This window comes from Sphingobacterium sp. UBA1897, from assembly GCF_002337775.1.
GTDB lineage: Bacteria > Bacteroidota > Bacteroidia > Sphingobacteriales > Sphingobacteriaceae > Sphingobacterium > Sphingobacterium siyangense.
The window spans coordinates 185,741-212,061 of sequence record NZ_DDGR01000001.1 but is presented as its reverse complement, the minus strand read 5'-3'; the positions used below and the strand labels follow the sequence as shown (position 1 = coordinate 212,061).

Annotated in this window: 21 protein-coding genes and 1 riboswitch; of the genes, 12 read left to right on the top strand and 9 right to left on the bottom strand. The window is 38.9% G+C overall.

Features of this window, described 5'->3' with window-relative positions:
* Positions 1 to 6 precede the first annotated feature (6 nt).
* Complete coding sequence (locus B4N43_RS00820) at positions 7 to 336, bottom strand: hypothetical protein (RefSeq protein ID WP_145327178.1); 330 nt, start codon at positions 334 to 336, stop codon at positions 7 to 9.
* A 379-nt stretch (positions 337 to 715) separates the two neighbouring features.
* Between B4N43_RS00820 and B4N43_RS00815 the strand changes: the two genes are divergently transcribed.
* The 3 genes from B4N43_RS00815 (at position 716) to metE (ending at position 6,021) form a co-directional block, all read left to right on the top strand.
* The gene (locus tag B4N43_RS00815; protein WP_286732332.1) at positions 716 to 2,548 is read left to right on the top strand and encodes a sensor histidine kinase; all 1,833 of its coding nucleotides are present in this window, start codon (positions 716 to 718) and stop codon (positions 2,546 to 2,548) included.
* A 102-nt stretch (positions 2,549 to 2,650) separates the two neighbouring features.
* Positions 2,651 to 3,340 carry a response regulator transcription factor gene (locus tag B4N43_RS00810; RefSeq protein WP_172840643.1) on the top strand — a complete coding sequence of 230 codons (690 nt, stop codon included), beginning with the start codon at positions 2,651 to 2,653 and terminating at the stop codon, positions 3,338 to 3,340.
* Between the two features lie 186 nt (positions 3,341 to 3,526).
* Positions 3,527 to 3,630, top strand: a riboswitch (SAM riboswitch).
* A 78-nt stretch (positions 3,631 to 3,708) separates the two neighbouring features.
* Positions 3,709 to 6,021, top strand: a complete 2,313-nt coding sequence (gene metE / locus B4N43_RS00805; protein WP_120333103.1) for a 5-methyltetrahydropteroyltriglutamate--homocysteine S-methyltransferase — start codon at positions 3,709 to 3,711, stop codon at positions 6,019 to 6,021.
* Positions 6,022 to 6,121: 100 nt separating this feature from the next.
* Here metE and B4N43_RS00800 read toward each other — a convergent pair whose 3' ends face one another.
* Positions 6,122 to 6,652: a hypothetical protein gene (locus tag B4N43_RS00800; RefSeq protein ID WP_145327179.1), complete on the bottom strand. Its 531-nt coding sequence runs from the start codon at positions 6,650 to 6,652 to the stop codon at positions 6,122 to 6,124.
* A gap of 422 nt (positions 6,653 to 7,074) precedes the next feature.
* Between B4N43_RS00800 and B4N43_RS00795 the strand changes: the two genes are divergently transcribed.
* A complete protein-coding gene (locus B4N43_RS00795) occupies positions 7,075 to 7,665 on the top strand; it encodes a helix-turn-helix domain-containing protein (protein ID WP_286732329.1) in 591 nt (196 codons plus the stop codon).
* 31 nt (positions 7,666 to 7,696) lie between these two features.
* Here the strand turns inward: B4N43_RS00795 and B4N43_RS00790 are convergent, their stop codons facing one another.
* On the bottom strand, positions 7,697 to 8,062 hold the full coding sequence (locus B4N43_RS00790) for a hypothetical protein (protein ID WP_088160066.1): 366 nt from the start codon (positions 8,060 to 8,062) through the stop codon (positions 7,697 to 7,699).
* Positions 8,063 to 8,236: 174 nt separating this feature from the next.
* On the opposite strand from B4N43_RS00790, the gene B4N43_RS00785 reads away from it, so the two are divergent.
* Positions 8,237 to 8,632, top strand: a complete 396-nt coding sequence (locus tag B4N43_RS00785; RefSeq protein ID WP_075990849.1) for a single-stranded DNA-binding protein — start codon at positions 8,237 to 8,239, stop codon at positions 8,630 to 8,632.
* 53 nt (positions 8,633 to 8,685) lie between these two features.
* Here the strand turns inward: B4N43_RS00785 and B4N43_RS00780 are convergent, their stop codons facing one another.
* Complete coding sequence (locus B4N43_RS00780) at positions 8,686 to 9,093, bottom strand: hypothetical protein (RefSeq protein WP_286732328.1); 408 nt, start codon at positions 9,091 to 9,093, stop codon at positions 8,686 to 8,688.
* Positions 9,094 to 9,748: 655 nt separating this feature from the next.
* A complete protein-coding gene (locus B4N43_RS00775; RefSeq protein ID WP_088160064.1) occupies positions 9,749 to 10,408 on the bottom strand; it encodes a helix-turn-helix domain-containing protein in 660 nt (219 codons plus the stop codon).
* 91 nt (positions 10,409 to 10,499) lie between these two features.
* Between B4N43_RS00775 and B4N43_RS00770 the strand changes: the two genes are divergently transcribed.
* The 7 genes from B4N43_RS00770 (at position 10,500) to B4N43_RS00740 (ending at position 20,802) form a co-directional block, all read left to right on the top strand.
* The gene (locus B4N43_RS00770) at positions 10,500 to 10,889 is read left to right on the top strand and encodes a YbjN domain-containing protein (protein WP_088163431.1); all 390 of its coding nucleotides are present in this window, start codon (positions 10,500 to 10,502) and stop codon (positions 10,887 to 10,889) included.
* Between the two features lie 4 nt (positions 10,890 to 10,893).
* Positions 10,894 to 11,601, top strand: a complete 708-nt coding sequence (locus B4N43_RS00765; RefSeq protein WP_088160063.1) for a PspA/IM30 family protein — start codon at positions 10,894 to 10,896, stop codon at positions 11,599 to 11,601.
* Positions 11,588 to 11,782: a DUF4177 domain-containing protein gene (locus B4N43_RS00760; RefSeq protein ID WP_088160062.1), complete on the top strand. Its 195-nt coding sequence runs from the start codon at positions 11,588 to 11,590 to the stop codon at positions 11,780 to 11,782. Before B4N43_RS00765 ends, B4N43_RS00760 begins: the two co-directional genes overlap by 14 nt.
* A gap of 11 nt (positions 11,783 to 11,793) precedes the next feature.
* Positions 11,794 to 12,516, top strand: coding sequence for an OB-fold-containig protein (locus tag B4N43_RS00755; protein WP_088160061.1), 723 nt, complete (start codon positions 11,794 to 11,796; stop codon positions 12,514 to 12,516).
* A 115-nt stretch (positions 12,517 to 12,631) separates the two neighbouring features.
* Complete coding sequence (locus tag B4N43_RS00750) at positions 12,632 to 14,749, top strand: flotillin family protein (RefSeq protein WP_075990843.1); 2,118 nt, start codon at positions 12,632 to 12,634, stop codon at positions 14,747 to 14,749.
* A gap of 96 nt (positions 14,750 to 14,845) precedes the next feature.
* Positions 14,846 to 19,690, top strand: coding sequence for a DNA repair ATPase (locus B4N43_RS00745; protein WP_286732323.1), 4,845 nt, complete (start codon positions 14,846 to 14,848; stop codon positions 19,688 to 19,690).
* Positions 19,691 to 19,845: 155 nt separating this feature from the next.
* Positions 19,846 to 20,802: a Fic family protein gene (locus B4N43_RS00740; protein ID WP_286732321.1), complete on the top strand. Its 957-nt coding sequence runs from the start codon at positions 19,846 to 19,848 to the stop codon at positions 20,800 to 20,802.
* 548 nt (positions 20,803 to 21,350) lie between these two features.
* Here the strand turns inward: B4N43_RS00740 and B4N43_RS00735 are convergent.
* The 4 genes from B4N43_RS00735 to B4N43_RS00720 form a co-directional block, all read right to left on the bottom strand.
* The gene (locus B4N43_RS00735) at positions 21,351 to 23,057 is read right to left on the bottom strand and encodes a bifunctional alpha/beta hydrolase/class I SAM-dependent methyltransferase (protein ID WP_145327188.1); all 1,707 of its coding nucleotides are present in this window, start codon (positions 23,055 to 23,057) and stop codon (positions 21,351 to 21,353) included.
* 63 nt (positions 23,058 to 23,120) lie between these two features.
* Positions 23,121 to 24,554: a phosphatase PAP2 family protein gene (locus B4N43_RS00730; RefSeq protein ID WP_286732319.1), complete on the bottom strand. Its 1,434-nt coding sequence runs from the start codon at positions 24,552 to 24,554 to the stop codon at positions 23,121 to 23,123.
* Positions 24,536 to 25,291 (bottom strand): SDR family NAD(P)-dependent oxidoreductase, encoded by a 756-nt coding sequence (locus B4N43_RS00725; protein ID WP_088160054.1) that lies wholly within the window; start codon positions 25,289 to 25,291, stop codon positions 24,536 to 24,538. The genes B4N43_RS00730 and B4N43_RS00725 overlap by 19 nt, the downstream gene beginning before the upstream one ends.
* Positions 25,288 to 26,316: a patatin-like phospholipase family protein gene (locus B4N43_RS00720; RefSeq protein ID WP_286732317.1), complete on the bottom strand. Its 1,029-nt coding sequence runs from the start codon at positions 26,314 to 26,316 to the stop codon at positions 25,288 to 25,290. Before B4N43_RS00720 ends, B4N43_RS00725 begins: the two co-directional genes overlap by 4 nt.
* Between the last annotated feature and the right edge of the window lie 5 nt (positions 26,317 to 26,321).

Genomic DNA, 26,321 nt, shown 5'->3' with positions numbered 1-26,321 from the left:
AGAACGCTATTTTTTTTGCTTGTTTGGATACAAGGAGTCGATTTTTAATTTAAAGTCCTTCACCTTTAGCGAATCATTCAAGCGTCTAAACGGAAGATTGTTTTCTTTCTCATCACCTTTAGGCATTTTTTCCGTTCCTGGCATAGGAGCTAAACCATCCACACGCTTCAGGTTCTTAATAGGCATATTGTACTTCTCATTAGAAGAATCCAATTTTAGGACGGGCATCTTTGCTTCCTTTTCCTCCATCAAAGGAATCTGCGGCTTTACCTTCACCTGCCCCAAAGCAATTGTTCCTATGGAAGATAATACCAATAATAATACATAACTTTTCATCTCTATATAGTTGTTAAGAGTATCTGCACTCAATTGCACCAATGAACACGTTATACTCGGCTTATTCACTTCTATAGCAGCCAGAATTAACCGCGTAGACTAAATTTATCAATAGACCAATTCAGCACATAATTTATTTCTATTCACTAATTTACAAACAACAGCACCTATATTTAAACAGATTGCTGTTAAACATTGTTAAAACAGCTTCAAAACACATTAGCATCTTTATATTTGTAACAATTTAAGAAAATATGGGCTACCGGACCTTAAATGGCCACTCACATGGTATAAGGGATGGATACGCAAAAGGTAAATAAACTGAGTACTATAAACTTTGTGATATATTCAAAATACATTTATTTAACACCCAACCCTAATGAAGAAAAATAGCATTGTATTAATCATTGGACTGATGTCTCTAGCTCTAATTGGGGTATTGGCTATGCAATTCTATTTTCTGAGAGATTCATATCGTCAAAAATCCCAATTATTTGATGAGTCCGTCAATGCTGCGATTACAGCTGTTGCTGGAAAGCTTGAACGACGGGAGGTGGTCGACTTTGCTAAAGTTCAACAGGAACGTAACATTGAAAAATCCAAGCAGGAACAGGCCAAACAACGTCTGTTGGCCGAGCAACTCGAAATACAGTATAGAATTGAAGAATTAAAAAACAAACAACATGTTGTTTTCTCAAACTTTAAAGAGCAAGAAGACCAATTGCGTGCTTTATATCCAAATGTAATTGAAATCAAAAATTCTTTTTACGAAACATACATCAAAAGACCGGAGTACCAGAAATTTATCAAATTTTCTGTTTCAAATGAGCTTACCGACGATAATCTGGTGCAAGCTTTTATCATGTTAAACGCATCAAAGGTAGATGATCAGATTAGTGGAAAAGACGATAGCACACGGTTTGTTATCCCCTTAATGGACCCACTGGTGAATCAACAGACAAAATTCAGGGTAGCCACATTACCACCGAGAGAGAATGCGAAACTTGCAAAAACAATTTCTGATTTGGAAAAAAGATTGGATATCCTCAACAGAAAAAACGCTTGGAGTGGTTTTAATGTATACGATTCCGTTGCGATGCTGGGAGGCAAAAAAGCAGACTACATCGAAGATGTTGCTATTGGAATGGAGCTGGCTAAACGTCCGTTAAAAGATCGATTGAATGTTATCATCGTCCAAGAACTTATCAAAGAAGAGTTGGCTCAACGCGACATTAAAGCTCCTTTTAATATTGAAATATGGAGTACAAACAATATATTACTAAATAATATTTTAAACGAAGCCGCTTTAAACAACCCGACAAATACAACAAAATACTCGACCGCACTTTTTAAAGGTGATATCGGTGCCGCACCAGGGAAATTAACAATCTATTTCCCCAATAAAAAGGCGATAATCGCAGATAATATGGGCTATCTGTTACTACCTATGCTGGCACTACTTTTCTTGTTGGTGGGTTGTTTTGCTTATACGCTGATTATCATCTTCAGACAAAAGAAAGTTTCGGAAATGAAGACAGATTTCATCAACAACATGACGCATGAGTTTAAAACACCTGTTGCAACAATTATGATTGCCAGTGAGTCACTTAAAGATCCAGACATCAATGCCGACCATAAACGCGTTCAGAAATTGGCTAATATCATCTACGATGAGAATGTTAGGCTAGGAAATCATATTGAACGTGTGCTTGACCTAGCCCGATTGGAAAAGGAAACATTAAAGTTAGACCAGGTGGATGTGCATATTAATGATCTTGTTTCAGCAGTTACCGACAGTATGCAGTTAAGGATGCAAAATATCGGCGGAAAATTTTCCATAGATCTAGCGGCGGCGAAAGATGTTGTTGTTGGTGACGAACTGCATTTTTCGAATGTATTTTACAATTTATTGGATAATGCCATCAAGTACAGCAAAGGAGATTTACATGTCAACATCAATTCAAAAAATGTTGGCGATACCGTTGTCGTCACCATTGCCGACAACGGCATTGGGATGAGCCGAGATCACCTGCAAAAGATTTTCGACCAGTTCTACCGTATTCCAACTGGAAATGTTCATAATGTCAAAGGATTTGGTCTTGGCTTAAGTTATGTCCAGGACATCCTGAGAAGGCTGAACGGAAAAATTACAGTTAAAAGTGAAAAAGATAAGGGCACGACCTTTGAAGTAATTTTGCCTATTAAAAAATAAAACGTTCCTTTTTTGTATATTTCCTCTTTAAAAAATTTCAAAGGTTGAGGAAAACTGATTTATCAGTATCAAGGGACATTGGTGAAAATTAATATAATCATTATGCAAAAGATATTATTAGCAGAAGATGATCCTAATTTGGGGGATCTTTTAAAAGACTATCTCGAATTAAAGGGAAAATTTGACGTCACATTATGCACGGATGGAGATGAAGCGATTTCTCAATTCAAAAAAAATAACTACGACCTCTGTATTTTCGATGTCATGATGCCAAAAAAGGACGGATTTACAGTTGGACGTGAAATCAGAAAAACAAACAATACTGTTCCTATTATCTTTGCCACAGCAAAGGGGATGATGGAAGATAAAACCGAAGCCTTTGAATTAGGGGGAGATGATTATATCACAAAGCCTTTTCGAGTGGAGGAATTATTGCTCCGCATCAATGCTTTGCTGAAGCGCAGTGTTCGAGACAAAGAAGAGGAAGTGGTTGCTGATAAATTTGAAATTGGCGATTATTTCTTTGATTATACAAGTCAGCAAATTTCTTACAAAGGACAGATGCAAAAACTATCCACTAAAGAAGCGGAACTACTGCGCTTGCTTTGTTTAAAGAAAAATGATGTGCTGACCCGGGAAGAAGCTTTATTAAAAATATGGCATGATGACAACTACTTTACGGGTAGAAGTATGGATGTATTTCTCAGTAAACTTCGTAAATATCTAAAAGAAGATAGTAAAGTTGAAATTGTCAATGTGCACGGAAAAGGTTACAAACTTTTGGTGAGCTAAAAGAATGGGGAATGAGAAACAGTCATTCCCCATTTTTTATGCTACACAGCGTATTGAAACATGACATACACTAAATCACGGATGAAAAGAAAAGAACAAAACAATTTTATCCTTAGTAGAATATAAAAAATTGACGCACTTTTATAAAAAATTTGCATTTCAAAAAGAAATGTTCTAACTTAGCGTCGCTTATAGAGAAAGGCAGAGGGAATAGACCCGATGAAGCCTTAGCAACCTGTCCCTTGACAAGGTGCTAAATTCTACCCTACTTGATATGGGAATGATAAGCCGAAGTCACCGAATTCTAGTGTGTCCTTCTCTCTCTAGCAAGAAATATAGTTGAAAAAGAAATATTAAAAACATTCATTATGTTATTGACTAACAATTTAGGTTACCCTCGTGTGGGCGCGTTCCGCGAATTGAAAAAAGCCAATGAGGCCTATTGGGCTAAAAAATCTTCTGTTGAGGAATTATTGGACACAGCAAAAAAAATTCGTGAAGGCAATTGGAAAACACAAAAAGATGCTGGAATAGATTTGATCCCTTCCAATGATTTCTCTTTTTACGATCAAGTATTGGATTTAACCCTTACTGTTGGTGCAATTCCTGCTCGTTACCATTCTTTATTGAATAAAGTAGACAACAATTACAGCTTAGATCTATATTTTGCCATGGCGCGTGGTTTCCAACAAGAAGGAATCGACGTGACTGCAATGGAAATGACCAAGTGGTTGGATACCAACTACCACTATATGGTGCCAGAATTCACAAAAGATCAAGAATTCAAATTGACGTCCGAAAAATTCTTAAATGAATATAACGAAGCAAAATCATTGGGCATCGATACTAAACCAGTTCTATTAGGTCCTATCACTTACCTTTTGATCGGTAAAGAAAAAGAAGCTGGCTTTGACCGCATCGATTTATTGGATAAACTTGTTCCAGTATATGAGCAAATATTAGCTAAACTAGCTGAGGCCGGTGCGCAATATGTCCAGATTGACGAGCCTTTCTTAGCATTGGATTTAGATGCTAAAGTAAAAGCTTTATATCAACCTACTTTCGAAAAATTAGCTGCAGCAGCAAAAAATATCAAATTAATCGCGACGACTTACTTCGAAGCTTTAAAAGACAACGAAGATATCGCAGTTAACTTACCTATCCATGCTTTACATTTGGATTTGGTACGCGGTGAAAACCAATTGGATACGGTACTAGCTAAAGTTCCTGCTTCATTAACATTATCTTTGGGTATTGTTGAAGGCCGTAACATCTGGAAAAATGATTACGAAAAATCATTGGTTAAAATCAAACAAGCTGTTGATGCATTAGGAAAAGACCGTGTATGGGTAGCTCCTTCTTCATCATTGTTGCACGTTCCTTTCGACTTAGACAATGAACACAATGAGCAATCGCTACCAGCTGAAGTAAAAAACTGGTTAGCATTTGCTAAACAAAAATTAGCTGAGGTAAAAGACTTAGCCGTATTAGCAGAAGGTGAAGTTGATGCTGAAACAGCAAAACGCTTCGAAGCGAACAAAGCTGCCGCTGAAAGCCGTCGCACTTCTCCACTGATCCACAAACCAGAGGTTAAAACACGTACAAGCAATATCACTGATGACGATGCGAAACGTACTTCAGCATTTGCTGACCGTAAAGCAGCGCAACAAGCGAAGTTCAACTTGCCGGCATTCCCTACCACAACTATTGGTTCATTCCCGCAAACGAAAGATGTTCGTAAATGGAGAGCAGACCTGAAAAAAGGTGCTATCACGCAGGCAGAGTACGATAAAGCAATCGCAGAAGAAACTGAAAACACAATCCGTCTTCAAGAGCAATTGGATATCGACGTATTAGTACATGGCGAATTCGAACGTAACGACATGGTTGAATACTTCGGTGAACAATTGGCTGGTTACGCTTTCACACAAAACGGCTGGGTACAATCTTACGGTTCACGTTGTGTAAAACCTCCGATTATCTATGGTGATGTATACCGTCCTGAAGATATGACTGTCCGTTGGTCTTCATACGCTCAATCATTGACTAACCGTCCGGTTAAAGGTATGTTGACTGGTCCGGTTACCATCTTACAATGGTCTTTTGTACGTAATGATCAACCGCGTTCAACAACGACTTACCAAATTGCATTGGCGATCTTGGATGAAGTACAAGCGCTGGAAAAAGCAGGTATCAAAATCATACAAATCGATGAACCAGCAATCCGCGAAGGATTGCCGCTACGTAAAGCTGATCAAAAAGATTACTTGAACTGGGCAGTACGTGCTTTCCGTGTTTCTTCATCAAATGTAGAGGACGATACACAGATTCACACACACATGTGTTACTCTGAGTTCAATAATGTAATCGAAGACATCGCTGCAATGGATGCTGACGTCATCACGATTGAGACTTCACGCTCTCAAATGAAATTGTTGAATGCTTTCGCCGGTGATTTCAAATATCCAAACGATATTGGTCCAGGTGTTTATGACATTCACTCACCACGTGTTCCAAGCAAAGATGAGATGGTAGATCTATTGCGTAAAGCAAAAGCAGTAGTTCCAGCAGAACAACTTTGGGTTAACCCTGACTGTGGTTTAAAAACTCGTGCTTGGCCAGAAACCAAAGCGGCTTTAGAGTCGATGGTTGAGGCTGCGAAAATCTTAAGAGCAGAATAATTCTTAAACTATTTTGATAAAGCCCTAGATGAAATTTCATCTAGGGCTTCTTTATTGGACCTTGGTTCGAAACAAAAACCGTCATCCGGATAATGTAAGACTATTTTCGGGTGTTCTTCTTTTCTTTCTTGTTTTCCTTTTCTTTCCCGTTCTTAATTTCCTGTTTCCCCTTAATCCGATCTTCAATCGACTTCAGGCTTGACGAAAAATCAAGATCAACATTCTCAAGTTGTGCCATCTTTAACGCCTTCAATGCCTTTTTATATTTTCTCAATTTTTCAAATAAAAGTGCTTTCTTGATCCATATCCCTGCCAAGGGCATCGCCGGAAGTGTCAAAGCAAATTTAATCGTCTTTTTTGCAGCTTCATACTCCCCCATATCGATCAGTGTCTGAATGAAATAAGGATATACCTCCAGTGCCTGCACATTATGCACCAAAGCTTCCTGGAAATACCTTTTTGCCTGCTCATAGTCCAATAGCTGTTCGGCATGAACTCTTCCCATCAAACACAGCGCCATTGTATTGGACTCATCATAAGACAGCGCATAGGATAAGGATTCCATGGTCTCCTCCAAATACATTGGATAGTTATCCAGTGCCTGAAGGACATATTTATTTACTGAATTCATAAAATTTTCTAAAACATAACATTCATATCCAGCTTTCACAATCATCTTGAAAGTAACTGGATTTCTAAAACTCCATAATAAGCTAAGCATATTGGAACAGTGGGCCACCATTTAGAGAGCCAATTTTTAGCCAATATCAACGTAGGTTACTTAACGTATTAAAAAAGAAGATTAGGAAAGGGCCGTATTCCGAAGAATATTCCCGAGAATCTTCTCTGTGGACGAAGCGGGATTTTCTAATATTGCAAACATATTCTTCCGTTTTTATTAATTACTCTGTTAAATTGCAAAGATTCAAAATATTTACCACATTCCCAAAAACTTTTGATTATTAATCTGTTATATCTCACAGCACGATATTGGCATATTATTGTCGCATCAATTTTGCTGAAATTCAATGACTATTTCCCCATCTTTGGACTATGGAAAGTCAATCAGCTAATCAATTAATCAAACTATCAAGAAAACGTAAGGGACTAACGCAGCAGGAACTCGCCGATCAGGCGGGTGTATCGCTAAGAACAGTGCAACGCATCGAAAAAGGCACTGAAGAAATCAGTGGATTTAGTCTCAAACAGATCAGTCAAATCTTAGAAATACCTTTAGAACAACTCATTATGCCAAATGTAAATCAAATCAGTATCGACAACAATCAAACAGGAAGTATTAAAGCGCTATATTTAGCATCGCTCACCTTTCTGGTCAATCCATTATTAGGATTATTGGTCCCAGCGATTATGGGCTATACGAAGCAAAATAAAGACGCCTTTTACAGTAAGCACCTAAAAAAAATAATTGTAATACATGCTGTTGGACTATTTTTTCTCGGAAGTTTCATAGGCTATATTATTATTGCAGATTTTTTTAAGATTTCACTACCGTCTTTTTTAAGCGATATATTCAATAGCGCCTATTTTTTACTCATCCCAGTATGCTACTACATATTGATTCTAACCTTCACTATTTTTAATTATATCACAATAAGGAAGGCCAAGTTCAGTGCTGCAAACTAAACCAATACAAATGAATTTGTTGCGTTCAAAATCATAGCGGTTTCTTTTGAACGATCAATACCCAATCATTCTCCAGCAACAGATAGCCTGTTTCATAAATAAAGTTATAGGTCTGTCCCTTGTTATTGGAAAAAGTATGTGTATGGAACTTAAAATCAAATCCCAATCGCTTTAACTTTTCCCGTTGTATCTTGATCATACCCTCCCCACTCAACGCTTCCAATAAAATACGACGGTTTTTTCGTAGGATATTATTCACATTGCGCACCATATTGGTCTGGTCGCTATTTAATTTATTGTTATAGGCGTTCCGGCAAGCATCATCACAAAATCGCTTGTCAGAACGGCCATATATATCCTTGCCACATTCAAGGCAAACTTTCTCGACAGAACTCATAACGGAAGATTAAACGACAACAAACGGTTACAATCGACTATAGTCGAATACAAATGGTAAATAGACGACTATAGTCTTTTCTCCGCCCCACCTTTGCTTAAGATCATCTGGCATCAATAGCCAATGACCGTCAACTAAAATAAGAATTATTAAAAACATTTAAAAATTAGACGCATGAGCACATTACGCAACAAAGTACAATTGGTTGGTCATTTAGGAAACGACCCATTAATCAAAACAACTTCCACCGGCACCAATTATTCCGTATTACGTCTCGCCACCAATGATCTCTTCAAGAACAAAGCCGGCGAGTGGGTTGAAGAAGTTCAATGGCATACACTCGTGGTTTGGGGTAATCAAAACAATACCATTGAAAAGAAATGCCAACGTGGGACCAAACTCATGGTTGAGGGCAAACTCACCTATCGTAATTATGAGAATGCAGATGGGGTAAAACAATATGTCACAGAAATTAAAGTAGATAATTTCTTGGTTTTATCAGAGTCAAACGGTGCCAAAGAAGACAGCCCAACACTTCCGGACGAAAATGAAGATGACCTCCCCTTCTAGTAGGGGCGGCGAGGTAGATTTTTCAAGCCTCTACCTCGTCGATTGTTCACAACTTATTTTGTTAGGCTTGCTGTCAACGCTCTTCCTAGGTTCTCAGCATAAGCCTTCCATAATTTGGCATCTTCCGGTGTAAACTTAGAAACAGCTTCAGTTTCTTTGGTCGCCCATTCCTGTCGTTTGGACGCAAGCTCCTTAAGCTTAACAACATCGCCACTTTTAGCAACAGTGATAAATTCCTTAATATATTTTGTGTAATCCTCCGCTAATTTTTGTGTCTCAACAGAACTAAATTTAGGTATTGGCACTTCGCCGCCTCTATTTTCCAACAGCGTTTTAGCCGTATCTTTTTTAATGTCAATAGCGGCAGTCGTATCTTTTACTTCGACTTTTTTAGCCGTGGAATTATTACAGGAAATAACAAAAAATCCAGCAATTAATGCTAATAAGGTTACTTTCTTCATCTATTTAAATTTAGTTTTTTATCCATGGTAATTTAGCCGTTTATGCATGTTGTACTGAAACTAAATAAATCACACTACTTTTAGCGGATCGACAAGTTCATCATTATCTATCTTACTTATAACATTACCGATTTATAACATTACCGTCCTTGAGATTTATTCTTACCAATAAAAACTAACTCTCTGTTGATGATACATTATCGTACTATCCAGGTACTGACTCCTTATCTTGGATCGGATCCTGCACAAATTTCCATTTTTATTGTGAGATAACAGTTTAGAATAAGCTATCATGAACCAAAGACGTGAATCAACAGCGCAAAAGTTTTACTTTATTGTCGAACTAATTTAATTACAATGCCCGACTTCACAAAATTTTTTGTGGGCATTCACATCTTCAGACCTGATTTAGTAGTCTTCTTTTCTTGCAGGAAAGTCAGCATCAGATCAACTTCAAAGCCGCTTTTAGCAGGTGTATTACAAGGGGTTAACAGGGGTATAGCAGGGGTATAGCAGGGGTGAATCCCTGTAAACCCCTTGTTACCCCCCTGTAAGTACAGTATAGTAACACCATTAACCTAGAATATGGTAACAATATGTAAATACGCTCGATACCGGCAATACCAAATCAATAGCAGGGAAAAGTTCCACGCAATTAGATTCGCTCAAACTTGGCATACAATTTCCAGAAATATGCTTTCTCTCCCAAAGTGAAATCAACCTTCTTCCAGACATTTAAGGCTAAACTAATCTCTTTTTCCTGCAAACTGTATTTTCCAATAAAGAACTCTTCCTCGGAAAAATACAAACCAAAGGCCTTATCCAAAGTATGTAAGCTCTGAACATCAACTTCTTCAAAAAACAAAATGGATTGAGGGCTAGCCAAAAAATCGCTCGGTACCGGAATAGCGTCAGCATATTCGATTGCGATGAGACGGTTCCTACTTTGCAAAGGAAATTCAATTATTGGAAGCTCATCTAATTTCGAAAAATGAGTACTCGCTTCAAAAATAGCATCCCGTTCCAGCAGCGGGATTTGTAACAATCTTTTACGTCCAATAATTGAAACATTTGGCTCAAAATAATCATTGAAATTAAGAATTTCATTGACAGATAGATTTTTTTCAATAAGATGCTGCACAGGAATGCCAAAATAATTTGCAATCTTAAGAACAATCTCAATTTTTGGTTCCGCACGCATTTCTTCGTAAGACGAAATATTACCTCTAGTAAGATTAAAAACATCCCCAAATGCCTGTTGGCTCATTCCTTTCACTTTTCTTAATTTCTTAATATTGTTCCCTACGTTACTCATTTTAAAAAAAATTGAATTTTTATTGCAAAATATTTTTGCATTTTTATTACCTTTATGCAAAGAATATGTGCAATATATAAAAAACTTGATTATGTACTTCTCAAAAATTGAAAATTATATCGCCAACATCGGTTACAACATTACCCATAAGGATACAAAAGAAGGAATCTTTGTCATCGAAAATGAAGACGACGGAATTCGTAACCTCATTGTAGGCATTGCCCAACCCATCCTGATTTTTGAGCAATACCTTTTTACAATCAGCAATGACAGCATGGATATGTTCAAATCACTATTGATAAAAAATAGAGATATTATCCACGGCGGATTTGCGTTAACGGAAGATGGTACCAAAGTTATATTTCGGTATACGTTACAAATACATAATCTCGACCAGAACGAATTCGATGCAGCCATCAATTCGCTGAGTCTGTTGATGAGTGAATATTATAATCAGTTAATAAGTTTTTCAAAATTATAGAATAATGAATATTTTTAAGAGAATTTTCAGAATCGGTCAAGCAGAGATCCACGCAGTCGTGGACAAAATGGAAGACCCCATCAAAATGACGGAACAGGGTATCCGTGAGATGAAAGAGGACCTGGAACAATCGTTGGAAGCCTATGCTAAAGTGAAGGCCTTAGCCATACGGACCCAAAACAATTGTGAAAAGAAAAAAGAAGAAGCCAATGAATTTGAGAACAAAGCTATTCTATTACTCCAAAAGGCACAAAAGGGAGAGCTAACGGCAGAAAAGGCCGAAGGTCTGGCAAAGGAAGCGCTGTTGCTGAAAAAACAGTTATTAATCGAAGCTAGTGAATTGGAGAAACAAGCTGTGATTCATCAAAGTTCAGCCGATGAGCTACACAAAAATGTAGACATTCTCAAATTCAATATATCGAAATGGGAAGGTGAACTCTCCACATTAAAGGCACGTGTAAAGGTCTCTAACGCAGCTAAAATGGTCAATCGGCAGCTCGCTAATATCGATTCCAATAGTACGATTTCCATGTTAGAACGTATGAAAGAGAAAGTCGAGGAAGACGAGGCACTAGCGAAGGCCTATGGCGAGATTGCACTAGGTAATAAAAGTAAAGTTGATGAGATTAACGAGACCATCGGCGGGTCTGAAGCCGTCAACAACGAATTAGAAGAACTAAAAAGAAAATTAAATAGTGATGAAAAGATTTGAGTATAAAACGCTAAAAATTGAACCTAAGGGTTTCTGGGGAACAAAGTTGGATCCCGAAAAAATTGATGAAATCTTAAATGATCTTGGAAATCAAGGCTGGGAACTGGTAACCATGCAGGACCTTGAGGTCAATGGCAGTTCCTGGTCGTTCCATTACACATTCAAAAGGGAGAAAATTTAAACAATAACACGATGACAGAACTAATCAATATCTTATTCAATCCATTATCCAATGGAATTATGACAGTCTTAACTGGCATGTCTGTAGTGTATTGGTTATTTATGTTTCTGATGGGTGATGGAGTACATCTCTTTGATGCCGATGCAGATATAGACCTCCATCCTACACCTGATGTCACGGACGTTGATGGATCACATGATATCGCAACTGAGGGGGGCGACCATGTTCATCATCATACGGATACGGGCGCTAATACAGAACCTGGTTTCTTTGCAAAAGCAATGGATTACATCAATGTTGGCAAAGTACCCATCATGCTTATTGTAACACTATTCAAATTTATAGGCTGGATAATTACCATTGTTTCTTCGCTCTTTATCGATGTTGCTTCATGGGGAATAAAGTCTGTATTTATCCTAATCCCCGTTTTCATTGTTACATTTATATTAATGCATTTTCTGACCAAACCCTTAGCTAAAATGTTTAAAACTATAGGTTACAATGGCGAAGAAAGTCACGATTTTCTTGGTCGCATGGGTAAAATGAGAGCCAGTATTGAAGGCAAGAAAATAGGTTCTGCCGAATTTATCATCCAACAGGACCCTATTCGCCTCAATGTTGTCAGCCACAATGGGGAGAAAATAGGCTACGGAGACGATGTCATTATTGTTGACGAATCCAAGGACAAGAAATATTATTATGTGACCAAAGAAATTACGATAGACAATATTTAATGAAAAAAGAAGAAAAGAATCGACACCTAAACAACTGTCCTAAAAGAACGGATATTTATTCTTTTAAATCCTAATCGTAAACCCAACTATTAAAATCTAAATAAATACAAATCATATGCTATATCAACCTCTTTTATTTTTAAGTGGCTTAAACGGAATTATACTTTTAATTGTCGGATTGGCTGTCTTTTTAATTTTTGCATTCTTTGTTGTATTGAGTGCATTCTATAAGAAAATTCCACAAGGGAAAGCAATTGTCCGTACTGGTGTTGGTGGTACAAAGGTAGCATTCAACAAAGGAATGTATGTTGTACCTGTATTTCACAAGATGGAGATCATGGACATCTCTATCAAAAAAATTGAGATCGCCCGTATGCAAGGTGAGGGTTTGATCTGCAAGGACAATATTCGTGCAGATATCAAAGTTGCTTTCTTTGTTCGCGTCAATAAAAGTGTAGATGATGTGATCAATGTTGCCCAAAATTTAGGTTGCGACCGTGCAAGTGAGCCGGAAACATTAAAAAGCATTTTTGAATCTAAATTCTCCGAGGCCTTAAAAACAGTCGGTAAGAAATTTGATTTCATCGAATTGTATGAAGCGCGTCGGGAGTTTCGCGACGAAATTTTGGATATCATCGGAACAGACCTGAACGGTTATATTCTAGATGACTGTGCAATCGACTATCTTGAGCAGACCGATATTGAGCATCTCAATCCAAACAATATCTTAGACAGTGAAGGCATTAAAAAGATAACGGAGTTAACGGCCAAGCAAAATATCAATGCCAATTTTATCCGTCGTGACGAAGAGAAGTTGATCAGAAAGCAAAACGTGGAAGCTCGTGAAGCGATTTTGGAACTTGATCGTCAACTTGCTGAAAAAGAAGAAAAACAAAAACGGGAAATTGATAACATCAGAGCACGCGAAGAAGCAGAAATAGCAAAGGTCCGTGAAGAAGAACGTCTCAAGTACGAAAGTGTCAGGATTTCTACCGAAGAGCAACTGGCAGTACAGGAAGAAAATAAGCTGCGTCAGATTATCATTGCTGAGAAAAACAAACAGCGCACAGATGCTGTAGAAGCAGAGCGCGTAGAGAAAGACCGTGCTTTGGAACAAACAGAACGTGAGCGCATTGTTACCTTGGCTCAGATCGACAAAGAACGCTCTATCGAGACGGAGAAGAAAAGTATCCAAGGGGTTATCAAGGAACGCGTACAATTGGAGAAAGGGGTTATTGAAGAGCAACAAGGCGTCCGAGACATCGAAGTATTCCGTGAAGTAGAACGAAAGAAACAAGCGGGTGTTATTGCGGCATCACAAGAAGCAGAAGAAAAATTAATATCCACTGTTAAGGCGGCCGAAGCTGCAAAAATTGCTGCAGAGCAGGAAGCGGAGAAAAAAGTAATCGATGCAGAGGCGGCTCGTAAAATTGCCGAAAAACGTGCTCAGGAATTATTGATCGATGCTGAAGCGAAAAAAGAAGCATCGCTGAAGGAAGCCGAAAGTCGTAAGATTATTGCTGAAGCACAAGCCAAAGAAGAAGCCGCGCTTGGCTTATCCGAAGCTGAAGTAATGGTTGCAAAAGCCGAAGCCGAAGAAAAACAAGGTACCGTTGAAGCTAATGTGATCGAGAAGAAAGCGGAAGCAATGCGTAAAGAGGGCTTAGCACAAGCGGAAGTTGTTCGTGAGAAAGCACTTGCTGAAGCAAAAGGTATCGAAGAGAAAGCTGAGGCGATGAAGAAATTGGATGGTGTGGGCAGAGATCACGAAGAGTTCAAATTGCAATTGCAAAAAGAACGTGATATTGAACTCGCACACATCAATATCCAAAAAGACATTGCTCAAGCACAAGCTGGCGTATTGTCGGAAGCACTTAAAACTGCAAAAATAGATATCGTTGGTGGCGAAACCATGTTCTTTGAGAATATCGTCCGTCAAGTTTCCAATTCCAAAGGTTTTGATCACTTGATTGACAACTCTAAACATGCCACAGCTATTAAGAACTCACTGATAGGTCCAGATGGACAAGGAGACCTTGCAGAGAAGGTGCGTGGATTAGCCGATAAATATGGAATTTCCACAAACGATATAAAGAACCTCACAGTTTCAGCAGCATTGATTAAACTTCAACAAGCGGCGACTGACGCTGAAAATGGCGAAGACAAGAGCTTTATCAATTCTTTGTTCGGATTGGCGAAAAACTTGGGCATATCCAATAAAAAGCTGTCGTAATTAATACCCATTATTACCTGCAGATAATGTTCATAATCACTGCAGGTAGTAAATAATGATTCTACCACATATACAAAGTCGATAAAGCTCAGTTTTATGCCAGAAGAAAACGTAACAAATCAGAACGACTCCCTTGATCAAGGTGCATACGAGATTATTCGGAAGCGACTTCTTACACAAAAAGAAGAGCTTTCTATCAAACTCCAGCAACTAAATAATGCCCGCAAGGAAGTCTTTAATGCGACAAGTTTTATACTCAAGGCCAACCAACGGATCACCACAGAAAATAACTGTGTTGCTCGCGGTATTTTAGCCCTGGACAATCTATGTATATTCGGTTATAACGTCCATTTTGGGTTACGTACCGAAATTAAACTCGAAGATGTTTTCAGTGTATATACGTTCGAAAACAATCAGTTTATCCCACAATCGCTCGATCTGATCAATGATCCTAATTTCATTGGCGATTACCAAAATTTATATAAATACTATCGCGACTCGATCTTTTCCAAGTTTCGACGTACGGAAAACTATCTTTATATGATCTTTCAGACCAGCAAAAATCCTGCTGACCTGAAGGCATTCAAGTGGTTGATTAAAGACGGAACGCTCCAATATCAGGACGACCGCAGCATTCATGAGGTTAAATTGCCTAATCAGTTTGAGTTTGACTGGACAAAAACAACCTTAGAAGACCGTCGCCTCGGAAAACACCCGCACATTTCCATTAAGGACAAGATCTTTATAGAAGCGATCAATGGCGATATTACTTTCAAAATTGAAAACAATACCGATACGGGAAAAGGAATCTTCTCCGAAAAAGTTTCAAACGCAGACCAACAACTGGATGATGCGGATTACTATTATGCAGACCTTGGCAATTTGATTGCCGTTCGCATTAAACCGTATCAAGAAGATTTCCGTGCATTTGTCTTTAACCAACGGACAAAAGAAGTTGTGAACCTTAAATCACTTAATGAATCAGCCATTCTACTACCCGATAGTCAAGGAATCATTTTTTCTAACGGATACTACCTGCAGAATGGCACCCATAAAATCTTTGACGTCCAGTTTGACCAGGTTAGTTTCCTTAGACGCATAGCATCACCAAACGGCGAAGACTTTCTCTATATCTTTTGTCAGGAGGAAACGAATACCTACATCTTACTGTCTTATAACATCATTCAGCAGCATGTCGAAACTCCGATCATCTGCAATGGCTTCACCCTTTTCAAAGACGGTAGTTTAATTTACTTTCACACAGAGGCCGAAGCAACAAGGCATCATCAGGTTCAGATCTGGGAAACCCCTTACATGGCCGTACTCAAAGAAAATGAGCTAAAAAAAGACGATCCGCTTTATAAGGTCGGCAATAAACAGATCGTACAAGCCATGGCCGAAGCACAAGAAGTCATACAGCTCATCAACAAAGAAGACAGTTATGAAGGCCTTTACGAGGATATACTCAAAAAATCGACTGTCCTACTTGACTCCTATTTTTGGATAAAGGATGAAGCCTTGTCAAATCTTGGGCAGCCACTGGCACAGATCAAGGAGGTCGCCAATACAGCAATTGACGAATTTGTTAAGGTCCAAGCCCAACGTAAATACGCCACAGAGCTCAATAGCAGTGCCGAGAAGAAAATGGAGGAGCTTAACTTTTCCATCAATAGTACAGTAGTCGAGAAGCTTGATCAACTTGTTCATCAACTGGCAGATTCACGTCGTTTACAAGGCGAAATCATTGACCTCAAAAATGTCAAATATATTGATGTAGTCCGCATCGATGCTTTACTCGATAAACTACAGTCAATCACCACCGAACTCGCCGAAAAGACAATTGCCTTCTTACTTCGCGACGAGGCTTTAGAACCCTATGAGCAGAAAGTGGAGCAACAGAAAAACAATGTTGCTGCAATTATCAAAGTCTATGACGCTAAGGCGATCGAGGAAGCCAATTCGGCTATATCGAGCGAGCTGGAGCTGTTGATCGATATTCTAAACAGTTTAAAAATCGACGACTCCACTCAAACCACCAAAATTATCGAAAAGATAGCTGTTATTTTCTCTTCCTTGAATGAAGTCCGGTCGCAGCTTACACGCAAACTCAATTCATTAAAAAGTACGGAAGCCATTGCAGAATTTTCTGCCCAACTTACATTACTGGAGCAGTCTGTCACCAACTACCTTGAACTCTCTACGACAACAGAAAAAGTAGACGAGTATTATACCAAGGTCATTGTTCAACTGGAAGAACTTGAAAGTAAGTTCTCAGAATTTGAGGACTTCGCCCTGAAGATAGCAGATAAGCGCGATGAAATCATCAAAGCATTTAATTCCCGCAGAGAGCAAATCGTTGAACAGATCAACAAACGAAGCTCTTCACTCGAACAAATTGGCCTTCGTGTATTAAAGAATATCGAAAACAAGTCAAAGACATTTGCAACGCGTGAGGAAATCCTAAGTTTCTTTGCTTCAGATTTGATGATTGACAAAATCAGACAACTTGTGCAAGAACTGAAAACGCTCAGTGATGTTTCAAAAGCTGAAAATCTTGAAAACCTACTCAAAAAATCTCAAGAGGATGCATTACGCGTTTTACGTGACAAGAATGATCTTTTTGTAGATGGAGAGAACATTATTGCTCTTGGTAAGCATAAATTTGCCGTCAATAGTCAGTCACTCAGTTTAACGCTCGTACGCAAAAATGACGAAATATACTTCCATCTTACCGGAACGAGCTTCTATCAAAAAGTCAAAGGTTCCGAAATAGAAAACTTTAGAGATATTTGGGATCAGGAACTGGTTTCCGAAAACAAAGATGTATACCGAGCTGAATATCTCGCTTATAAAACATTCCTTGCTTCTAAAGGACAGCACGATTTTGATGCCAACCTGTTTATCAATCAGACTGTCGAGCAAAGTTATTCGGAAGGTTATGTCAAAGGAGTGCATAATTTTGATGCCCTGGTAATCTATGATACCATCAAACAGCTAGACAGCAAGCTTGATCTTTTACGTTACGATGCTCATTTGCGTGCTATGGCGCAGTTGTTTTGGCATTCACTGGCCCAAGACCAACAGGAAAAACAGAAAGCGTTGATCCAGTCTACACACGCCGTATTAAAAGCATTTCCAAATTCCACACGCTACCAATCTGTCGTTGACGAACTCACAAAATTATTTAACAATTGGGACACTCATTTGGATCGCTCGACAATTAATGGAGAGGAGATCGCGAGCTATCTTTTCCAGACTTTCACAAGCTACAGCAAGTTTGTCGTCAGTGAGCAATCGGATGAACTGAAGAAGGCTTTCATCAGGCTATTGGAAAACAAAAAGAGTTTCAAACTCTTTGAAGCAGATATTCAGCATACACAATTTAGCCTCGTAGACCGTTTCTATTTGACTTTAAATTGGCTAAATTCTTTTATCGACGAGAACAGTGACTACCAGGCTTTCCACAAGTACATTGAGGAAACTGCAGTCACACTTCTTTATCCAAAAGATGAATACCAATTGATCATCGCCAAAGACAATGCCCTCATCCAGGGATTAAAGGGAAATCATCCGATCTTGAACAATGGAGAAGAACAGATTCAATACCATCAATTTCTGCGTAGGTTGAAGACATTTACCGAATTGAATGCCCCTCGTTTTCAAGAATTCGCTTCTTTGAAGGAGCAGCTTGGAAAAACATATGCCAAAGATCTGAAAATCGGAGAATTTGAACCAAAAGTCTTAACATCTTTTGTCCGAAATAAGTTGATCAACGAAGTTTACTTTCCATTGATCGGAAATAACCTGGCTAAACAACTTGGGGCAGCTGGCGACAATAAACGTACCGCCAGAATGGGTATGCTTCTCCTCATTTCTCCACCAGGTTACGGAAAGACAACATTAATGGAATACCTCGCGAAAACCATGGGATTACATTTTGTAAAAATCAACGGACCTACAATTGGGCATTCCATTACTTCAATTGATCCTGTGGAGGCGAAAACTTCCGGGGAACGTGAGGAACTTAAGAAGATTAATCTTGCCTTTGAAATGGCCGACAATGTGATGCTCTACCTCGATGATATCCAACATTTGAATCCTGAATTCCTACAGAAATTTATTTCATTGGCTGACGGGCAACGTAAGATCGACGGTATTTTTGAAGGCGAGAGTAAAACATATGATTTGCGCGGGAAAAGATTCTGCATCGTAATGGCTGGAAACCCCTATACAGAAAGCGGGTCCAAATTTCAGATTCCAGATATGCTTGCCAACCGTGCCGATGTCTACAATCTAGGGGATGTGATCGGTGATACCGAAGCACTATTCAATCTAAGCTTGATCGAAAATGCGGCAATTGAAAACAGCTACCTTGAAAAAATAGCAAGCAAATCCTTCAACGACTTTTATGCTTTAGTGAACTACGCGCAATCGGTGGTAGACCAACTTCCCGATTTAGAAGGCAATTACCTGAAGCAAGATATCGATGATTTTATAACGGTATTAAAACATGTATTAAAGATCAGAAATGTTGTCATCAAGGTCAATCAAAATTATATTCAAAGTGCGGCCATGCAGGACAATTACCGAACAGAACCGCCGTTCAAAATGCAAGGATCCTACCGGAATATGAGCAAGCTCATTGCGCAGATCGTACCCATGATGAACGATCAGGAAATCGATCAAGTTCTCCTCGCACATTATGAAAGCGAGTCACAAACCCTTACTGCCGATACAGAAAGTAATCTTCTAAAATTGAAAGAACTCGCCGGATTGATAAACAATGTGGAACAAGATCGCTGGGAACACATCAAACAAATCTTCCGCAAAAACAATAAACATGGTGGTTTGGCCAAAGATGATAAGGTGTTTGCACAGATGCAGGACTTTAACGAAAATCTAGAGGGTATCATACAGGCCATTCGTGCTTATAAGAACTAATATTTAACATTGCTATTCCAGTGGACTTTACCTGTCTATTCAGCTGGAATAGCAGTATTTCTGATACGAGTACTGTCAAATATTTTTTAAGCATTAGCTATTTTTAGGTTGATTAATGATTATCTTTGATAGTATCAAATGATAGTATCATCATAATGAAACCACCGTATATTATTACAAGTGAAACTTTAAAATTAGTTAGTTCTATTTCAGAAAGAATAGGAGAAATTAATGCTGCTCATTTATATAAACCCACCACGGAGCTACGAAAAAAGAACCGTATAAAAACGATTCAATCGTCTTTAGAAATCGAAGGTAACACGTTAACTGAGGAACAAATTACCGCATTATTAGAAAATAAAAGAATTATTGCACCCAAAAAGGATATTTTAGAGGTACAAAATGCTATAAAAGTTTATGACAAATTAAATGATTTTAATCCTTATGAATTAAAAAATTTAGAAAAGGCTCATTCTCTCCTGATGAATGGGTTGATCGATAATGCAGGAAAATTAAGAACTACGAATGTGGGTATTGTAAAAGGTTCAAAGGTAAAACATATTGCCCCAAGTGGGACAATGGTTAAAGGTTTGATGAAAGATCTTTTTGCTTATCTAAAAAAAGACGCAGATTTAATTCTAATCAAAAGTTGTGTATTCCATTATGAATTTGAATTTATACATCCGTTTATCGACGGCAACGGCAGAATGGGGAGATTATGGCAAACATTGATTTTAATGCAGCGATATCCTGTTTTTGAGTTTTTACCCATTGAGAGCCTAATCAAACAAAAGCAAGATGCGTATTACGCAAAGCTCTCAGAGTCGGACAAAGAGGGTAGCTCAACACCATTTATTGAGTTCATGCTTGGGATTATTCTGACCGCTTTAGAAGAACTTTTACAAGCTCAAAATAAAACACTTCGTTTAGAAGACAGAATAAGTCTGTTTAAAGAGAAAATCGGTCAAAATAAATTTCATCGAAAAGACTATCTACAAAATTTTAAGAATATTTCCGCTCCCACTGCAAGCAGGGATCTAAAATGGGCTGTTGAACAAAATATTTTAAAGAAGTTTGGAGAGCAACGATTGACAGAATATCAATTCAAGTAATTTACTATATAATGAAAACAGCAAATCTATATTTAACATTCGGCTATACATTTAGTTCTTCTTGCTGACATTCGATGATATGATCACCCTCATCAGGATATTTAGTGTGATATTTCGTTTCCATAATTGTTTTGCACTCTATTATACTATTTCATTAGAACCAAATAATACGGCCATCTTCTGCGCGAAGGCTATCTTAGCAATGTCCAATAAACGTTCAAGTTCCACCATATCTGGAATGTGACGTTTCATACGCAATGTATCTTCATCTAAATCTTCAAAATCGGCTACACGCCAATTTATATAAGCATCATGGACTTCAATGGAAATTTGGAACATATTGTTCAGGAGATCAGAGAATATAAGAACCGGATATCCATTTTACTTACCTCCATTTAAAAAAACCTGAGATAAGCAAAATCAAAGCTATTTCAATAAAAAGTTCCCAAAATGGGAACTTTTTATTGAGTTTGTTATAAGATTAAAAAATATTGAGAGTAAGATTAAAGAAAATACTACTAGGCTATGAGCTTTTCAATCTTTTACAATTATCCGCCCTTCACAGCCCCCGAAGAAACTGTAAATATGCCAAAGTCGTCGATCAGCATACGTTCCTTAACGACTCCATTGTAGGCCATCAGACGGTCTAATTCTTTCTGCGAACGACGGCGCATCACCCAGTCTTTTTTCTGATGACTGTTTAACACGTAAGCAATCATCTTTAACTGTGGATGCCATGGCTGTCCAGTATAAACCAAATGACTGCTTTCTTCACAAATCGAAGTTGCACCTTTTACAGCTCTACTTGCCATTTCGTTATCACCAAAAAGTTCAAAGATACCTGAGATAATAACAATGTTAGGCTTGAATTCCAGTTTGGAATAGGTAGCTGGATCAAAACAATCGTAGTTGGTAAATCGTATTCCCTGCAATCCGTTTCTACGGATAATCTTCTCTCCTACCGCAATATTTGACAACAGGAATTCATTAATCACGATTTCGGCCTCGGGATATTTTTCTTTAATATCAAATAAGTAATTTCCGGTCCCACCCGCAATGTCCAATATCTTAACGGTTTTCCCAGCAGCTTTAACTTTTGTTATATGCTCTTCCAGCAACTGTAACAAGTGTTGTTTTCGAATGCGAATTCCTTTCCAGCCGATGGCCTCCAGATAACCACGGTCGAGGATGCGGCCAAAGCGGTTTTTACCCTGCGATTCATTGCGATAGACGTAATCCAGCGATATCCCAGAATCAAATCCAAACTGCAGGCCTAAATTCATTCCTTTACTTAAGGAACCTATTTTACCCAATGCCCATTTCTGGACCGCATAATTCAATTTTTCACCCGCAGGAAGTAACTTATGGTATAATTGTTCATACTCTTTCACCGAAAACTCATCGGGTTCAAGCGTCAGCTCAGGACTTTGTCGGGCATAGGCCTTGTCGATAAAGTTTCGCAGATACTGGTACACCTTTTGCCGGTTTGTTTCAAATAGAATCCCATGGTAGAAATTACGTAATGTAATAAAGGTCTTCAATTTTGAAGCAATTGTCACAAAGAATTTTTTCTGCACCGAATTTTTGACCACATAATCTTTTTCAGCAGAAAGGACAATCACAGGAATATCAATCGCCGTAGCGTCTTCAACGATACGCTCGCCAGCTTTTAATAGATCAACCAACAAAGCGCCATTGATAGATTTGGAAATCAAAGGATCGGCATCGTAAGCCTTCTGCTGGTCTATATCGTGAGTCAACACTTTAGATTTGACATAACTCTGGATAATCAGATCTTTTTTTAGCTTTGTTCCCAAAGCAATCATCTGATTTGCCAAGGGCACATATAATTTAATTTCAAATGCAGGTGCCAACAATGCAATACCTGCGACTTTAGGAGCAAAATCATGTACCCAGGCACTGACAACAACTCCTGCAATACTATTGGCGATAACGAAAATGTCTTTCGAATCAACCAAATATTCACGGCCTATATAATGAACGAAACTATCTAGATCCCGCACATAATCCATAAAGATCGGTGAAACTGGTTCTTTCGTATAACCATGTCCGCGCAAATCAAATGCAAAGATTGAATGATCGGCAAACTGTGGATCCGTAGCCATCTCCTGCAGACGTTCCGAATGCTCATGCCCACGGTGCAGTACAATCAATGCCCGCTGTCCAGCCTGATAATTCCAGACGCGATATAATAACTCCCCTTGATCAAAACTCTTGAAGTAACCTGATTTCATGTATAATTTTACTGACTAATATCAAATAGTATATTTAACAACAAAGATCATGCAAATGACCGTCTAGCTATTTCTCTCGACTAGCACCTTCATCAACTTAAGTGCATGTTTATGCAATACAAGATGTTTATTATGAGATTTAACCAAATCTATAGCATCCATTAAATCTAAAGATAATATTTTTTGTGACAATAGAACAGCAAAAATCATACTCCTGCTGTAGCCCATTGTACAATGTATAATCATATTTTCACCTCGCTTCAATTGCTGATAACGGATGACGAGCGCAGCCAATATCCTTTCGGCATCAGCCAGTGTAATTGCCGCTATATCCAACAATGGAAATGAATGATAGTTTTCCTGTACATGTAGGATCGCTATTTCTTCCAATTCTGCAGCCAGGTCAAAAACAACCAGATGCTTCAGACCAAGCACATGGAGATCTCCTGCTGTCGTCCTCGGGCCTACATAACAACGCGGTAAAATCTCAAGCAATGGCGGATTATTACGACGTCTTACGAATCGCCATAACAACCAATAAATCCATTGGTATGGGCTATAAAACAATTTCTTAAAGCCGGGTATCCAACCTTTTTCATTTTTCAGAAACGTTGGATTATTGATAACATAATTTCTTCCTACCGCAATACAGACTAAGGATGGCCAACACAAAAGATATAATCCAAATGCATGAGTCCCGCCCCATAATGCCAGTAACAGTAAACACCAGCCGATAGCGTAGTAAACGTTGCCAATTCCATGGTTTCTACGACAAACCTCGGCCTCCAAGTCTAATTTCCCCTTTTCGTCTAATTTCATCTTTTCGGTACCGGCCAAAAAGGGCAAATCCCCCGCCTTTAGCCTCGATAAAGCGCTGTCATGAAGCAATTCCGATGGAGATGGGAATAGGACAAATCCAACATGAGCCAGAATCAACGCGGTCAACACATCCACCAGATGGTGCTGATAAACGGTGAGTGTAGCAATCCCCATGAATAGCAGCCAAATCCCCACTACCCAGCGTATCCAGCCTTTTAGCGGCCTACCGAGCACAGACCAAAACAGACATGCATACGCCACATGCAGCGAAGGTGCTTGATTAAATGGAGAGTCATGCTTATTTAAAAAGGTGAAGAAGGATTTAAAAACAGGATGCTCAACGCTAGGCCTATCAAAAGAAAATCGCAAGGGAAAAATAAAAAAACAACAAATAGAGACGATTGTAATGAAACTGAAACGCTTCGTATAGACCCAAAGCTCTTCTCGACTTCGACAACAGAAAGGAACCACAGCGAAGAACAAACCGCTACTCATGTAGGGGATAATCATCCAAGAAACGAACGGCATAAAGTGTTCAAAAGGAAACACAAACGAAGATACAGTAGCCTGATTTGCAGCATGGACCGCAGCAGCAGAATAAGTCAACTGAAAAAATAGCGCACAATAAAGGAAAACAGCAAATTGCAGCCCCCTATTTTTCAATCGTTTTTCATCCATTTGGCCTTCCTTGACATAATTTTATTCAACACGATATTTGGAAGTAGTCCCAGAGATGCCATCAACCACTTCATACGCTTCGGAAAAACGACTTGCTTCTTCTTCTGTTCGATAGCTGTCATTATACGCTGTGCTGCATCGTCTACAGGGATTAAGAATGGCTTTTTAGACAAATCTTGCTTATTGAGCGCTCTCAATTTTTCCGTATCAACATAGCCCGGAGCAATAACAGTAACCGCAATTCCATACGGATAGAGTGCCCTACGATACGCATCAGCCACTTGGATTGCAGCACGCTTTGTCTTACTATATAGGCTTGAATTGGGAAAATGGAGCGTTCCCGAAACTGATGCAACGATTGCAATTTGTCCTCCCGACTGACCTTGCATAGCAGTTCTTGCCGCTTCAAAACAATTTAAAGTGCCCATGATATTGATCTGGAGCATAGCCACCGCTTCCTGATAGCTTATTTGTTGAGCAACGTCATCCGCGTAACTCCCTGTACAATTGATAAAGAGATCTAAAGGCATATGTGCACAAAATGAACTGACCGCATTTTGCAGGCTGCCCAATTGACATACATCGACTTCAAAACTTCTGATGCTATGTCCCCAGGAATATGCTGACATTTTCGTCAAATCACGCCCACATACCGCTACCTCGGCTCCTCGCTCAAGATAACGCTTGGCCAAAGCAAGGCCTATTCCACTTGTACCACCGGCAATAAATACTTTCATTTCAATGAATTTAATGTCACCTCATAGCCATAGTTCCATTGCGCTTCCATCGCTTCAGCAAATTCTTGTTGATCAATCGGCAAAGACAGCGTAACTTCAAATTTAGACCAATCAATTCCTTTTTTACAGTATTTCCCAGCTAATTGTTCCGCGGCATCCTGTGTATCAATCCAATGTGCATACGGAAACTGCTGTCCCAAATCTGTTAATCGTTTATTTCCGCTAAAGCCTAATACTGCCCGAACCAACGCTTCTTCTTGCGGTTTATAAGGTTGTTTATGCTCACATATGATGTTTTGAGCAAGCGCCTTTGCTAGCTCCATTGGAACAAGATCAATTGCTCCACCCGCGTAATAGGTTTTATTGGAGCATACAGGCTCAATATAAAACATATCGGACATCGAAATACGGGCCGCCTGTAGCACAGAAAACTCAGCACTCAAATGAACCGCTTTAGCCACTGCACTATGCTCGTAATTACTATCCGAAATTCCTATTGCCTCAACGGGCACGTTTGCCAATACATCCTGAGTTCCCATCAACATCTTTTGATATAGTTTCCGGTCCCCACGCCGCTGCCCAACTTCAGACGGACTGAACAGCACTTTAGCGCCGACCACAAGTGCTGGAATTGCTGCTGAGAATGGTCTATCCAATGTAGGCAATAGTAAGGAAAGATCCTGTTCCATATGGACAAGATAGCGATTAAAAACATCCTCAATAAAGGGTGCCCGTTTTCTGTTAAACTGTTTTTTCAAAACATACACGCCCAGTCTCCCCAAACGACGCTGTTCTGTAAGCCGATGATGCAGGAAAAACTGATAAAACTCGTCTGATTGCAGATAGGACTTGCGAGCTTCATGTGTAGCAAAGGCCTGTATAACAGCCACTGCCATTGAACCACCACAGCTTGCGATAAGCAGATCTGGTTTTAAACCCAGCTCATCTAACGCAGCATACATACCAAGATATAGACTGAACCGGGTTCCACCCCCCGAAAATAAAACAGCACGTTGATAAGCCATCAGAT

What these genes read in the sequence shown, in the direction of transcription:
- B4N43_RS00755 (WP_088160061.1), top strand. Translation starts at nt 11,794, where the DNA reads ATGACAGAACTAATCAATATCTTATTCAATCCATTATCCAATGGAATT.
- B4N43_RS00775 (WP_088160064.1), bottom strand. Translation starts at nt 10,408, where the DNA reads ATGAGTAACGTAGGGAACAATATTAAGAAATTAAGAAAAGTGAAAGGA.
- B4N43_RS00725 (WP_088160054.1), bottom strand. Translation starts at nt 25,291, where the DNA reads ATGAAAGTATTTATTGCCGGTGGTACAAGTGGAATAGGCCTTGCTTTG.
- B4N43_RS00765 (WP_088160063.1), top strand. Translation starts at nt 10,894, where the DNA reads ATGAATATTTTTAAGAGAATTTTCAGAATCGGTCAAGCAGAGATCCAC.
- B4N43_RS00800 (WP_145327179.1), bottom strand. Translation starts at nt 6,652, where the DNA reads ATGAATTCAGTAAATAAATATGTCCTTCAGGCACTGGATAACTATCCA.
- B4N43_RS00720 (WP_286732317.1), bottom strand. Translation starts at nt 26,316, where the DNA reads ATGGCTTATCAACGTGCTGTTTTATTTTCGGGGGGTGGAACCCGGTTC.
- metE (WP_120333103.1), top strand. Translation starts at nt 3,709, where the DNA reads ATGTTATTGACTAACAATTTAGGTTACCCTCGTGTGGGCGCGTTCCGC.
- B4N43_RS00730 (WP_286732319.1), bottom strand. Translation starts at nt 24,554, where the DNA reads ATGGATGAAAAACGATTGAAAAATAGGGGGCTGCAATTTGCTGTTTTC.
- B4N43_RS00735 (WP_145327188.1), bottom strand. Translation starts at nt 23,057, where the DNA reads ATGAAATCAGGTTACTTCAAGAGTTTTGATCAAGGGGAGTTATTATAT.
- B4N43_RS00790 (WP_088160066.1), bottom strand. Translation starts at nt 8,062, where the DNA reads ATGAGTTCTGTCGAGAAAGTTTGCCTTGAATGTGGCAAGGATATATAT.
- B4N43_RS00780 (WP_286732328.1), bottom strand. Translation starts at nt 9,093, where the DNA reads ATGAAGAAAGTAACCTTATTAGCATTAATTGCTGGATTTTTTGTTATT.
- B4N43_RS00745 (WP_286732323.1), top strand. Translation starts at nt 14,846, where the DNA reads ATGCCAGAAGAAAACGTAACAAATCAGAACGACTCCCTTGATCAAGGT.
- B4N43_RS00785 (WP_075990849.1), top strand. Translation starts at nt 8,237, where the DNA reads ATGAGCACATTACGCAACAAAGTACAATTGGTTGGTCATTTAGGAAAC.
- B4N43_RS00760 (WP_088160062.1), top strand. Translation starts at nt 11,588, where the DNA reads ATGAAAAGATTTGAGTATAAAACGCTAAAAATTGAACCTAAGGGTTTC.
- B4N43_RS00795 (WP_286732329.1), top strand. Translation starts at nt 7,075, where the DNA reads ATGGAAAGTCAATCAGCTAATCAATTAATCAAACTATCAAGAAAACGT.
- B4N43_RS00770 (WP_088163431.1), top strand. Translation starts at nt 10,500, where the DNA reads ATGTACTTCTCAAAAATTGAAAATTATATCGCCAACATCGGTTACAAC.
- B4N43_RS00750 (WP_075990843.1), top strand. Translation starts at nt 12,632, where the DNA reads ATGCTATATCAACCTCTTTTATTTTTAAGTGGCTTAAACGGAATTATA.
- B4N43_RS00740 (WP_286732321.1), top strand. Translation starts at nt 19,846, where the DNA reads ATGAAACCACCGTATATTATTACAAGTGAAACTTTAAAATTAGTTAGT.
- B4N43_RS00810 (WP_172840643.1), top strand. Translation starts at nt 2,651, where the DNA reads ATGCAAAAGATATTATTAGCAGAAGATGATCCTAATTTGGGGGATCTT.
- B4N43_RS00820 (WP_145327178.1), bottom strand. Translation starts at nt 336, where the DNA reads ATGAAAAGTTATGTATTATTATTGGTATTATCTTCCATAGGAACAATT.
- B4N43_RS00815 (WP_286732332.1), top strand. Translation starts at nt 716, where the DNA reads ATGAAGAAAAATAGCATTGTATTAATCATTGGACTGATGTCTCTAGCT.